We start from the raw sequence: 12,964 nt of genomic DNA, 5'->3' as shown, positions 1-12,964 counted from the left end.
CGGACAACGGGACTCGAACCCGCGACCCCAACCTTGGCAAGGTTGTGCTCTACCAACTGAGCCATGTCCGCGTGCGAGGAGATACTATACGGATGAGAGACCGTCCGTGCAAGCCCTAACTTCAGAGAACGTTGGAAAGCTGCTTTTGGTCACATTTCATTCATAAGTAGCATCAGACGGCCAAGCGTCTCACCGAGCCGAACGGCGGCGCGAGGGTCGTGCGGCCCGGAAGCGCTATCCTTAAGCTCGTACGTCCGTCCGCCCCTACCCGGGAGCCCACACCCCATGATCGTCATCGCGCTGTCCCTCCTCCTTGTACCGATCTGCCTCGGCATGGCCGTCGTCGCCGGCATCAAGGCCCTGCTGCGCTGGCGGGCAGGCACGCGTATGGCCCGGGAGCAGCGACGTCTCGAGCGCGAGACGTACCTCGACAGTCTGAGCTTCCCGTCGTTCTACCAGCTCGTCATCATCTTTACCGTAGCGTCGATCGGCGGCCTCTTACTCGAGACGCTGTGGGTGCGTTTCGCCATGGGCATCTGGCAGCACCGCTACGGCATGGTATGGGGGCCGTTCTCGCCACTGTACGGCGTCGGCGCCGTCCTGCTGAGCGTCTTTCTCTGGAAGCTGCGCAAGCGGCCCGTGTGGGTCATCTTCCTCGTGTCCATGCTTCTGGGCTCTCTGCTCGAGCAGGCCACGGGCATGTTGATCGACTCCGTGCTGCATGCGACGTCCTGGTCGTACACCCACCTGCCCGACGCCATTACGAAGTACGTGTCGCTTCGCATGAGCATCATCTGGGGTCTGCTTGGATGGGTGTGGTGCCGCGCCTGCCTGCCCGAGGCGGTCTGGCTCATCGGTGAGCCAAAGCGGCGTGGCGAGCTTGTGCTCGTCTCGGTGTTGACGGCGTTTCTCGTACTCGACGGCGTCATGACAGCGGCTGTCACCATGCGCAAGGCGTCACGAGACGCCGGGCTCGCCCCCGCCAACGCCATCGAGCGCTACATAGACAAGCACTATGACGACCACTTCATGGACGCGCGGTTCGAGAACCTCGAGTTCGACGGAGTACAGAAGCAGGAGCTGCCCAAGGACGCCTACGAGCGGTAAGAACGGATCCCACCTTAGGCACCTCGGGGTGATATGCACAAAAAAAGCAGGCCAGACGTTTTGCCGTCTGGCCTGCGGTTTTGGTGGTGGGCGTTACAAGATTTGAACTTGTGACCTCTTCCGTGTCAGGGAAGCGCTCTCCCCCTGAGCTAAACGCCCGATTAGCTAACCTCTCGATCAGCGGAAGGTATAGTACCGGGAAACGTGCGGCTTGGCAACAGCTTTCTCGCGAGAATTCTGCCGAATCGGCCCGGCGTCCCCAAGTCCTCCATCTCAGCGGCCAAACGCCGCATGGGCTTGGGACACAACGCCGGACACATTGAGAGCGACGTCGCCCAACGGCACGTCGTCCGTACGGCGCACGGCATGCATCAGATACTCGATGTTTCCCTCGGGACCCGTGATTGGCGAGTAGTCGAGGCCCCTGGGCTCGAGCCCCGTCGCACGAGCCTCGCCGAGCACGCGCTCGATAACGGCACAGTGTACTGCGGGATCGCGCACGACGCCCCGCTTGCCGACATGCTCCCTCCCTGCCTCGAACTGCGGCTTGATGAGGCACACCGCCGCACCGCCCTCGCGCAGCAGCGCCGCCATAGCCGGCAGCACCTTGGAGAGCGAGATGAACGAGACGTCCGTCACCGCCACGTCGACGGGGCCTCCGAGCATGTCAGGCGTCACGATACGGGCGTCGGTGCCCTCGAGACTCGTCACGCGCCCGTCGGAGGCGAGGCGCGCGTCAAGCTGGTCATGGCCCACGTCAACGGCCCACACGTGAGAAGCGCCCCGCTGTAGCAGGCAGTCGGTGAAGCCGCCCGTCGACGCCCCGAGGTCGACGCAGCGCGCGCCCGTAACGTCGAGGGCGAACGCGTCGAGCGCCCGTTCGAGCTTCAGGCCACCGCGCCCCACATAGCGCAGGGCGACGCCGCGCACCTCCACGCTGACTCCCGGAGGAACCGGCGTGCTCGGCTTAGTCGCAGGCTTCCCGTTCACGAAGACAAGGCCAGCCGAGATGGCAGCTTTCGCCTTCTCGCGTGACGGGGCGAGGCCCCGCGCCACCAGGGCGACATCGAGGCGCTCGGGAAACTGTGGCGTGATCATCGGGCGCCCCCCTCACCCGGCAAGGCATCCCCATCCCCACGTCTCCATTCGCCCAAGAAGATCGGCGTTGCCAAGCGCGTGTAAATGGCCAGCCACGCCAGCGCAACACAGAAGCCCGCTACGACATCGGAGGCATAGTGGACGCCCAGGTACACGCGGCTGACGCCCACCATGACGGCGACGAGCGAGAGCGCGATGCTCAGAAACCAGCGCTTTGCCGCGTCCGGCTCGTAGTGCCACACGATCCAGACGAGCAGCCCAAAGAACGCCATGGCCGCCATGGAATGGCCGGAGGGAAAGCTGAAACCGCTCACCTCGGCCAGCCGAAAACCGTCAGGACGCGGGCGCTGAATGATGAGCTTGAGCACGACGTTAAGCGTGGCGACGAGAACCAGGTTGAGCGCACAACACAGGCCGGGGTTGCGCCCGGGCGCAAACGCCGCGATCGCGAGCAGCATCACGATGAGCACGACAGGCGTCGCCAAGGCGGAAAAGCCCTCCATGACCGGTGTAAGCCAGCTCGTGCGCACTCCCTCGACGATGAGCTGATAGGCGGCGGCGTCAAGGCGCATGAGCTCGCCCTCGAGTACGTCCTCGAGCAGCGCCACGAAGACGACGGCGCACACGGCGACGAGCAGGACGCGCCGGTTGGCATACGCGAGCCGCCGCAGCCGTGCCAGCACGCCGCCGGCACCCATCTCGTTCTTTTGTTCGGCCATGTGCCTCTTTCCTTCGCCATCTCTCAAACCGCCGCTAGACACCCCTTAGACACCTCGTGGCGATATGCACAAAAAAGCAGGCCAGACGTTTTGCCGTCTGGCCTGCGGTTTTGATGGTGGGCGTTACAAGATTTGAACTTGTGACCTCTTCCGTGTCAGGGAAGCGCTCTCCCCCTGAGCTAAACGCCCGTTGTGGTGTGGCCTCACGGCCGACGATTGGAAATCTTAGCAAACGTTTCAGCAATGCGCTACCGCAGCGAGAAATTCGCAAGGTGACCACAGGATGCCCCGAAACGTTACGCGGGCTGAACTGCTCTGCGCTGCGAAAGCCGCTGAAGCGCACCCTCCCCGCACCCCGCGACGCCCATCCCGGAAAGCGATGCGTCAAGCAGGGCACAGGGATCGAGCATCTTAACGAGGCGCACGCACGTACCGCCGCCTTTGCGCGGCTCGATCGAGATGGCGTCGACGAGCATGAGCATGAGGCGAATGCCCCTCCCCCGCGTCTCCGTAGGCTCGGGCAGGGCGTCGCCCGCCCGATAGGCACACCCGGCGCCGCAGTCCGTGACCTCCGTGACGACGCGGTCTCGATAGAGCGACACGCTCACCATGACAGAGCCGTCGCCCTCCGTGCCGCCGCCGTGGTCGAACGCGTTGCCCAGCGCCTCGCCAAACGCCAGCGTCAGGTCGTACACCTGCTCCCGCGACATCGTGGTGAGGCTCTCAAACAGCTCGCTCATCTTCCTGCGCGTCTCGCTCATCCGGGCAGCGTCGCAGGGCACGGACAGCGTGCGCACGAGAAGAGGCGCCTCGGCGGGCGTCGTCAGGATCTTGTCGTGGCACAGCGAGCGAGCGCCCATCGTGGGAATGAGCTCGCTGACGCGCGCCTGACGCAGGGCGCGCATGATCCGCTCCGACACGTTCACGAGCACGAGTTTGCCCCCCGCCGCGCGCAACCGCCGGTTGAGCGACAGCAGCGTGGCAAGGCCGGAGGAGTCGATGTAGCTGACGGACGAGAGGTTGACGACGATGGTGTGCAGGCGTGACGCCAGCGAGCAGAGGCGCTCGCGCATCTGGGGAACCGTTGCCCACGTGATCTCGCCTGCAAGCGAGACGACGGCCATGTCTCTCTCGCCCCTCATCGCCATGCCTCCTCCCCGCTCATCGCCCGCGCGTATCCCTCACGTCACGATCCCTTCACCTGCATGATGCCCAAAACCTCGCGAGATAACGCAGGGTACGAGGAAAAACTAGGGCCCGTTCTGCGGCCCCTGTCGCCCGCTCTCGCGCTACTCCCGCGACGCCTCTTGGGTCAGCTCGCGCTCGAGGCGCTGGCGCAGGCGCGGCGACGTGTTCTCCTCGCGCAGGCCGTCCTCGAGCGCACCCTCGCGGCGCTCGTGGTCATCGTCGGGCTCCACATGCACCGTCACATCGACGACCTGCGGATAGACGCCCTGGATGACCCGCTCGACCGTGTTGGCTACCTCATGGGCGTCGCGTACCGTCATGGCGGGATCCACCAGCACGTGCAAGTCCGCGTAGACGGCCGACTCCGTGCCGCGCGTACGGATGTTGTGCGCGCTGCGCACGCCGTCAACGCTCTCGACGAGCTCTCTCACCGCACGCTCCGGAAGGCGCGCCATGTCGGCAAGCGACGCGTTGACCTGGCGCAGAATCTCGAACGCCGCACGTGCAATGAACACAGCCACGAGCAGCGACACGATGGGGTCGGCCACATCGAGGCCGAGCTTCACGAGCACGAGACCGGCGATGACGGACAACGACACCCACACGTCGCTCATCGTGTGCTCGGCGTCGGCCACGAGCATGTCGCTGCGCAGCTCCTTACCCTTGCGGCGCTCGACGGTGGACACGCCGATGTTCATGCACAGCGTGAGCCCCATGACGACGAACGAGCCGACGTTGACCTGCGTCGCCTCAGAAGAGCCCATGAACTTGCCGGCCGCCTCGCTCACGACCGTGCCGGCGGCCAGGATGAGCGATATGCCGATGACGAGTGAGGCATATGTCTCGAACTTCTTGTGGCCATACGGATGGCTCTCGTCAGCCGGGCGCGACGCAATGGCGAGGCCCACGAGGCAGACGATGTTGTTGATCGAGTCGAACGAGGAGTGGATGCCGTCAGCCTGCATCGAGGAGGACGACGTGATGATGCCGTACACAAACTTTGCGACGGCGACGGCAAGGTTGAGAATGAGCACGATCCAAAGGATGCGGCGAACGGAGCGATCGCGCTCCTGCTCGGACTGTCGCTGAGCCGCGGCGTCGAACATGGCTGGCATAGGGTTCTCCTCCCGGAAAGGCATAGGAACGAGGACGGCAAAACGCCCCCGCGCAGGACGAGGCTAGAGCTGCTCAGACGAATCAGGAGGATCGGTCTGCACCTCGACGCTCGGGGCAGCGAGCTCCACCGCAGGCTCGCCCACACGGTCGATGCGCAGAGCCACCATGGCGACATCGTCGTGCAGCGAGCCGCCCGCAAAGTCGGTCACTTCGGAGAGGACCGCCTCGGGAAGTCCCTTGACGTCGACGTGGCAGTTGCGCAGCAGCGTCTCGCGCAGCGACTCCTCACCGAAGAAGTCTCCGTCTGGGCTGCGCGCCTCCGTCGTGCCGTCCGTGTAGAGGAACAGCAGATCGCCCTCGTCAAACTCAAAGGTCCCGTTGTCGTAGTCCAGATCCTCGAGCGCGCCAATGATGGGAGACTGCACCGTGAGCAGCTCAAGCGTCGGGGCGTCGCCTTGGGGGTCGCGCACGTGCATTGCCGGCGGATGCCCGCCCGAACAGTACGTCGCGACACCGGAGCGCAGGTCAAACGAGACGACGACGAGGCTTGCGAACGTCTCGAGGCGCGAGAACTTCACGAACAGGTTGTTGAGCGAGCTGAGCATGGCGGCGGGGTCGAGGTCGTCCCACGCGTAGGCCGCCAGCGCCGTCTTTACGAGCGACGCCATGGCTGCCGCCTCGACACCCTTGCCGGACACGTCGCCGATCACGACGACGACGCGATCGTCAGGCAGCGGGTAAAGGTCGAAGAAGTCGCCGCCCACGACGGCCGACGCGGTCGCAGAGAGGTAGAGCGACGCCGTCGTGATGCCGCTGACCTCGGGAAGCTGGTTGCGCAGGCCCGACTGCAGCGCCTGAGATATCTGCGTCTCGTTGGCACGCTCGCGCTCGACGTCGAGGGCATGCGACACGTCAGCGCCCAAATGCTCAAGAAAGTCCGTCTCGGTCTCGTCGAACGGCGGGTCGAGCGGGCCGCGCAGGAACAGTAGGGCACGCTGGGGCTCGTCGGCGTCGGCGTGGGGCGACGTGATGCGCACGCCCATGCCGAAGGCGAGGTCGGTATGGCGCCCGACCCACATGCCAACGTGGTCGTCCGACGAGATCTCGCGGCTCGTGGCGCCACCGGGGAACACCTCGTCGAAGCCATAGGGAAACTCGACGGTGTTGAGGCCTTCGAGGCCGTAGGCCCCGGCCGCAGGCAGGGCACGCGGATGGCCGTCGTCCTCGGCCGGTAGGTGAACGGTCACGGTGTGCGTCCAGGGGTTGTCCTGCATCTCGAGCACGTGTGCGGGCACAACCTGCGCGACGCGCCGTGCAATGGCAGACGCAAAGCTATAGTTCATGGAACCAGCCGTGCGCACGGCGTCGCGCACCTCGGACAGCAGGGCGAGCAGTTCGGACTCGCGCATCTGCTGCATCTGAGAGACCGCCGTCGCGAACTCGATGGACAGGAAGTCGCCCACGGTATCAAGCAGCGACAGGCCGTCGCGGTCGACGGGATAGGGTCCGCGCCAGCAGACGGCGATGACGGCCATGACGCGGTCATAGGAGAACACGGGCGTACCCACAAGCGTCGAGCAGCGCTGGGCGAGCTCAGAGCGCAGGCGTACCTTCGTGTCCGTGTCCATGTCGAGCATGACCGCGCTGTCGTCGCCGACGGAGACGAGCTGCAGACGCAGCGAGCGCCGCGTGCGCGCCACGAGCGAAGGAAGACCGGCGCCATGCGGCACGAACGTCTGGCTCACACCAAGGGAGCCAAAGCCTTCCGAGCGCCCGTACACGCGAAAGCCAGCGCCCTCCGCCAGGTAGAGCAGGACGGCATCCGCTTCGAACACGTGTTGAAGCTCCGTCGTGATATGCGACGCAAAATCCTCGAAGCTCACGCCCGACAGCGTGGCCGTCGAGATGATGGACAGCACACCGCGCAGGCGCTCGTTCGAGCGGCGCAGCTCATCGAGCAGGCGGGACTGTTCGCGACGCGTCTCATGGATCGAGTCGACGTCTTCGGCGATGAGAAGGAAGTCGTCGCTGTTGCCGATGCGACGGCACCGAACCTGAGCCGGGATAAACGAGCCGTCCACGAGTTTTGCCATGACGAGCGACACGTCACCGGTGGTCGAGAACGGCAGCTCTCCGGCGGCCGGGCGGCTCATGTCGCCGGCATAGAACAGATCCTTGACGTCCATGCCGTCCAACGCAAGCCCGGCACAGCCCAGCAGCTGTTCGGCGCGCTCGTTGGCAAAACGCACGACACCTCGGGCGTCAAACGACAGCACGGCCTCGTCGGCCATGGCGAGCAAGACGCTGAGCACGTCCTCCTTGTAGGCGCCCAGGCGCTCCATGTCCGATCCCCCCGTCTCGTGTGGGCAAGGCAAGCCACGTGCATGTCCGAAATGACAGACCATATAGCAAAAGGGGGCCTCTCCTAGGAGAGGCCCCCTCATTTGTTCAATGGTGTCGGAGGCGGGACTTGAACCCGCAAGACCTCAAAGTGGTCACTAGCACCTCAAGCTAGCGCGTCTGCCAATTCCGCCACTCCGACGTTGAGCTTGTTTAATATAAGGGTGAGGCAACCGTAGCGCAAGCCCCTTTTTCGAGAAACTTGAAGTTGTGGAGACAAGCACACAATTGGCCTAACACCAGGCATTTAGAACGAAAGAGGGCGCCTCCCGAAGGAAGCGCCCTTTTGCTTACAGGTTGATGGAGCTCTGCTTGATGGGGAACGCCTCTGCAAAGTGGCACGCGCAGAAGTGATCCTCCCCCACCTGGCGCATCTCCGGCTTCTCTTTGCCGCAGATGTCCTTCGCGATGGGGCAGCGCGTGTGGAAGCGGCAGCCCGACGGCGGGTTGATGGGCGACGGCGGGTCACCCGGCAGAACGATGCGCTCACGCGTGCGCTGGACGTCGGGATCGGGCACGGGCACAGCCGAGAGCAGCGACTGCGTGTAGGGATGGAACGGCGTGTGGTACAGGCCCTTCCAGCCAGAGATCTCGACGAGGTTGCCCAGGTACATGACCGCGACGCGATCGGAGATGTGCTGGACGACCGACAGGTCGTGTGCGATGAACAGGTACGTCGTGCCAAACTCGCTCTGGAGCTCCTTGAGCAGGTTGAGCACCTGAGCCTGGATGGAGACGTCCAGAGCCGAGACGGGCTCATCGCAGATGATGAGCTCGGGGCTCATGGCAAACGCGCGGGCGATGCCGACGCGCTGGCGCTGACCGCCAGAGAACTCGTGCGGGTAGCGGCTCGCGTGCTCCGGGTTAAGGCCAACCATGCCCAGGAGCTTGCGCACATAAGCCTCGCGCTCAGAGCGGTCCTTCATCTTGCCCTGGATGACGAGCGGCTCCTGAATGATCTCAGAGATCGTCATGCGGGGGTTCAGGCTCGCATACGGATCCTGGAAGATGTACTGAACCTTGGAGCGGTACTGCTTGAGCTGCCTGCCATGGAACTTGGCGACGTCCTCGCCGTTGAAGATGACCTCGCCAGCAGTCGGCTGCGTCAGGCGCATGATGCTGCGCCCTGTCGTCGACTTGCCGCAGCCGGACTCACCTACGAGGCCGAGCGTCTCGCCGCGACGAATCTGGAAGCTAACGTCTTGGACAGCCGAGACCTTCGACGAGAGGTGCGACAGGAACACGCCGCTCTGGGCGGGGAACTCCTTGCTGAGGTGGCGGACGTCAAGCAGAACGTCCTTGTCAGCGGCCGCCGGGGTGCCGGCCGCCTTCGTGCTCGTGGCGTCTGCCATTACTGCTCGCCTCCCTTCGAAGCGACAGATGCTGTTGCGGGACCGCGCTTGAGATCAGGGTTCGTGCGCGACGTCTCGGGCATGTTCGCGTTCACGAACGCGTCGTCGTCGGCGAAGTGGCAGCACGCGTAGTGCCCCGTCGACGTCGTATAGCGCGGCGGCTTCTCCTCGAAGCAGATCTTCTTCGCGAACGGGCAGCGCGGCGAGAACGCGCAGCCCTTCGGGAGGTCAACGAGGCTCGGCGGATTGCCCTTGATGGGCGTCAGAGCCTTCTTCTCGTCGATGGTCTGCTCCGGGATGGAGTTGTGCAGGCCCCACGTGTACGGGTGGCGAGGTGTGTAGAAGATCTCGTCAGCCGTGCCGAACTCGACGGGACGGCCAGCGTACATGACCATGATCTTGTCGGCCATGTCGGCGACGACGCCCAGGTCGTGGGTGATCATGATGATGGCGTTGCCGTTCTTCTTCTGCATCTCCTTCATGAGCTCGATGATCTGCGCCTGGATCGTCACGTCCAGGGCCGTCGTCGGCTCGTCGGCGATGAGAATGTCGGGCTCGCACGCCAGTGCCATGGCGATCATGACGCGCTGGCGCATGCCGCCGGAGAACTGGTGGGGGTAGTCCTTGACGCGCTCCTCCGGGTTGGGGATGCCAACGAGGTCGAGCAGCTCAATGGCGCGCTGCCACGCCTCCTTCTTCGACAGGCCCTTGTGGATGCGCAGGCCCTCGCCCAGCTGGCGCCCGATCTTGTAGACGGGGTTCAGCGAGCTCATCGGGTCCTGGAACACCATGGCGATATCGTTACCGCGGACGTGGCGCTTCTCCTTCTCGTCCATCGTGAGAAGCGAGCGACCGCGATACAGGACGTCTCCGCCCTCGATCTTGCCCGGAGGCATGTCGATGAGGCCCATGATCGTCATGACCGTCACGGACTTGCCCGAGCCGGACTCGCCGACGACGCCGAGCGTCTCGCCGGGGTCGAGGTGGTACGTCACGCCGTCGACGGCGCGCACGACGCCATCGCGGGTATGGAAGTACATCTTGAGGTCGTTGACCTCGAGCAGGTGGTGGCCCTCGGGAATCGGCTGGTTCTTCAGATCCGTCGGGTTCGTAGCATTGGCTGCCATCGGTCTATCACGCATCCTTCATCTTCACGTCGAGGGCGTCACGCAGGCCGTCGCCGAGCACGGTAAACGCCAGCACGGTCGAGAGGATGGCCATGCCCGGGCAGAACATGAGCCACGGTGCGTTCATGAGGAACTGCTTGCCGTCGGAGATCATGACGCCCCACGACGGGGTGGGCGGCTGAACGCCCATGCCGAGGAACGACAGCGCGCTCTCCGTGAGGATGGCGCCGCCGATGCTCATCGTGGCGTACACGACGATCGTCGCGACGGAGTTCGGGAAGATGTGCTTGATGATGATGCGCGCGTCGCTGGCGCCCATGGAGCGGGCGGCGTCGACGTAGTCGTTCTCCTTGACGGAGAGAATGGCGCTGCGGAACACACGGGCGATAGACGGCCATCCCAAGATGCCGATGGCTATGAACACGTTTTGGAAGCCTGGCCCGACAACCGCAAGCAGCGAGATCACGAACAGGATGTACGGGAACGCCAGGAAGATGTCGGCGAGGCGCATGATCAGAACGTCCCAGATGCCGCCGTAGTACGCGGCGAGCGCGCCCATGATGAGGCCGAGCAGCGTCGAGATGGACGTGGCGAGCAGGCCGACGGCCAGCGAGATGCGGGCGCCGTAGATGACACGCGACAGGACGTCGCGGCCCGTGAGGTCCGTGCCGAACGGGTGCTCGAACGACGGGGGTAGCAGGGACTGGGACGCCGACTTCGACGTGTCGAGATCCGTGGGCGAACCGAGCGTCTGGGGCACCCAGAGGTCAGCCGTGCACGCAACGACAACAACGATGAGAATCCAGATGAGCGCGATAACGGCGAGCTTGTTCTTCAGCAGGCGGTGGAACGCGTCGCCCCACAGCGTGCGCTGCTTGGCGTGCGTCTGCTCGCCAGCCGGTGAGCTGCCCGGCGTCGTGGGCGGAACGCTCGTAGCCGAGGTGCCGGAAGCGGTCCTCATGGCGCCCGTGCCGTCAAGGCCGGGCATCGGGGCTGCAGAACCGTACTCCATAGGACTACCTCCCTTCCTTCTTGGCGCCGTACCTGATGCGCGGATCCAGGAAGGCGTAGCTGATGTCGACGATGAGGCTGATGACGAGCACAACGATCACGACGAGCGCGACGCCGCCCATAACGATGGGCCAGTCTCGTCTCGTGATGGCCTGATACACCTCGTATCCGATACCGGGCCAGTTGAAGACCGTCTCTGTGAGGATGGCGCCAGAGAGCATGCCGCCAAAGTCGATGCCGATGTACGTGACGACGGGGATGAGCGCGTTCTTGAGCGCATGGTGCACGATGACCTGACGGCGCGACAGGCCCTTCGCAATAGCCGTGCGGATGTAGTCCGCGTTCATGACGTCAAGCAGCTGCGAGCGCATGATGCGGGCGGCATAGGCCGTCGAGACGGACGCCAGCGTGATGGCGGGCAGGATGTAGTGCATCCACTCCGGGAAGTTCGACGTCGGTCCGCCTGCGCCAGAGATGGGCAGGGCCAGCGCGCCGCCCGTCCACTGCTTGAGCATGACGCCGAAGAACAGCTGTAACAGCATGCCTAACCAGAATGCGGGCATGGCGACGAGCACCGACGTACACAGCGTTACGAGCACGTCCCAGAACGAGTAGCGCTTGATAGCCGAGATGATACCGGCTCCGATACCGATGACGATCTCGATGCAGATGGCCACGAGCGCCAGGCGCACAGTATAGGGGTACTTCTGGGCGAAGATGTCGATCACGGGCATCTTCTTTGTGTACGAGTCGCCGAGGTCACCGTGGAGGAGGCCGCTGACGTATGTGATGTACTGCTTCCACAGCGGCGTTTTGACCGGCTCGCCGTTCTCGTCGAGCATGGCCTGGCGACGCTCGGAGCCGTCATCGTTGTACGTCGGGTTGCCGTTCTCATCGAGTATCGGTTCGCTCTCGACGAGTCCGTTTGCGATCCTGAGCTGAAGCTCGATCTCGGGGGTGACCGCCTTCTCGCCCGTAATGAGCTTGATGGGGTCGCCGGGCACGACGTTTTTGATCACGAAGAGAATGATCGTGACGCCGATAAACACCGGGATGAACTGCAGGATGCGCTTGAGGATGTACTTGCCCATTCGTTCACCTTCCTTATGTCGACGCGCACCCGCCTGCGCCTTGCGGGCGTGCATGCCGACCGTCCCGTCGTCGCGCGTCTGGCACATGCGCCCTCCGCATGGCGGACGACGCATCGACGGGTCTCGTGGGGATCTCTCCCCCGTGGACAACCGGGGATCGCTCCCCTTCCTGACACGAACACTGCATGTGCTACGTGGGATTTAATTAAGGCCGCCCATTGTTTCGAGTCGGTAACGGATCACCCCGGTACAACGAAACAGTCGGTTGGGCAGACGTCCTCCCTCTCCCAGAGGCACTGCATCTTGTGATAGTACCAAGCGGCGACATCAACCCATAGCCTGAGCCGCTTTCAGGTGGAAGCGTGCACAATAAATAAAGAACCCCGCTCTATGCAAAATAGGCGGGGTTCAAAGCGTTTTTATTCTTTTTGCAGGCAGAAGACTGTAAACCTGACTCGAACCTGTTACGCGCCGGCAATGGTGCCCTGCGGGAAGAAGATCATGAAGACGAGCAGGCACGCCACGAACACGAGGGCACAGATGATCGTCAGGCGATCGAGGTTCTTCTCGATGATGCCCGAGCCGCTCGTGTTGGAGTACATGCTGCCGGCAATCATCTCCGAGACGCCCGTACCCTTACCCGAGTGCATGAGGATGAGGAAGATGAGGGCGACGCCCGAAATGAACCACAGGATGGTAAGGATGATCATCGGCACAGACAACGCGAGCTCCTTGGGACGAATGCGGGTCAAACT

The 12,964-nt window shown here is 63.9% G+C and carries 11 protein-coding genes and 3 tRNA genes; 1 reads left to right on the top strand and 13 read right to left on the bottom strand.

Annotation, left to right across the window (positions count from 1 at the left end):
- Positions 1-285 precede the first annotated feature (285 nt).
- Positions 286-1,107, top strand: a complete 822-nt coding sequence (locus KHZ24_10835) for a putative ABC transporter permease (GenBank protein ID MBS5451680.1) — start codon at positions 286-288, stop codon at positions 1,105-1,107.
- Between the two features lie 84 nt (positions 1,108-1,191).
- On the opposite strand, the gene KHZ24_10830 is transcribed toward KHZ24_10835, so the two are convergent.
- The 13 genes from KHZ24_10830 to secG form a co-directional block, all read right to left on the bottom strand.
- Positions 1,192-1,266 (bottom strand) — tRNA-Val (locus KHZ24_10830).
- A gap of 114 nt (positions 1,267-1,380) precedes the next feature.
- On the bottom strand, positions 1,381-2,205 hold the full coding sequence (locus KHZ24_10825; protein MBS5451679.1) for a TlyA family RNA methyltransferase: 825 nt from the start codon (positions 2,203-2,205) through the stop codon (positions 1,381-1,383).
- Complete coding sequence (locus KHZ24_10820; protein MBS5451678.1) at positions 2,202-2,903, bottom strand: phosphatase PAP2 family protein; 702 nt, start codon at positions 2,901-2,903, stop codon at positions 2,202-2,204. Before KHZ24_10820 ends, KHZ24_10825 begins: the two co-directional genes overlap by 4 nt.
- A gap of 135 nt (positions 2,904-3,038) precedes the next feature.
- Positions 3,039-3,113 (bottom strand) — tRNA-Val (locus KHZ24_10815).
- A 107-nt stretch (positions 3,114-3,220) separates the two neighbouring features.
- Entirely contained in the window at positions 3,221-4,066 is an 846-nt protein-coding gene (locus tag KHZ24_10810) for an anti-sigma factor antagonist (GenBank protein ID MBS5451677.1), read from the bottom strand.
- A gap of 147 nt (positions 4,067-4,213) precedes the next feature.
- On the bottom strand, positions 4,214-5,218 hold the full coding sequence (locus KHZ24_10805) for a cation transporter (GenBank protein ID MBS5451676.1): 1,005 nt from the start codon (positions 5,216-5,218) through the stop codon (positions 4,214-4,216).
- 72 nt (positions 5,219-5,290) lie between these two features.
- A complete protein-coding gene (locus KHZ24_10800) occupies positions 5,291-7,570 on the bottom strand; it encodes a SpoIIE family protein phosphatase (GenBank protein MBS5451675.1) in 2,280 nt (759 codons plus the stop codon).
- Positions 7,571-7,680: 110 nt separating this feature from the next.
- Positions 7,681-7,770, bottom strand: a tRNA-Leu gene (locus tag KHZ24_10795).
- 148 nt (positions 7,771-7,918) lie between these two features.
- A complete protein-coding gene (locus KHZ24_10790; GenBank protein ID MBS5451674.1) occupies positions 7,919-8,980 on the bottom strand; it encodes a dipeptide ABC transporter ATP-binding protein in 1,062 nt (353 codons plus the stop codon).
- Complete coding sequence (locus tag KHZ24_10785; GenBank protein MBS5451673.1) at positions 8,980-10,107, bottom strand: ABC transporter ATP-binding protein; 1,128 nt, start codon at positions 10,105-10,107, stop codon at positions 8,980-8,982. Before KHZ24_10785 ends, KHZ24_10790 begins: the two co-directional genes overlap by 1 nt.
- A 7-nt stretch (positions 10,108-10,114) precedes the next feature.
- Entirely contained in the window at positions 10,115-11,068 is a 954-nt protein-coding gene (locus tag KHZ24_10780; protein MBS5451672.1) for an ABC transporter permease, read from the bottom strand.
- Between the two features lie 55 nt (positions 11,069-11,123).
- On the bottom strand, positions 11,124-12,209 hold the full coding sequence (locus KHZ24_10775; protein MBS5451671.1) for an ABC transporter permease: 1,086 nt from the start codon (positions 12,207-12,209) through the stop codon (positions 11,124-11,126).
- Between the two features lie 464 nt (positions 12,210-12,673).
- Positions 12,674-12,919: a preprotein translocase subunit SecG gene (gene secG / locus KHZ24_10770; protein MBS5451670.1), complete on the bottom strand. Its 246-nt coding sequence runs from the start codon at positions 12,917-12,919 to the stop codon at positions 12,674-12,676.
- Between the last annotated feature and the right edge of the window lie 45 nt (positions 12,920-12,964).

The sequence above is a fragment of the Coriobacteriia bacterium genome (assembly GCA_018368455.1).
GTDB lineage: Bacteria > Actinomycetota > Coriobacteriia > Coriobacteriales > UMGS124 > JAGZEG01.
This window is presented reverse-complemented; position numbering and strand designations above follow the sequence as displayed.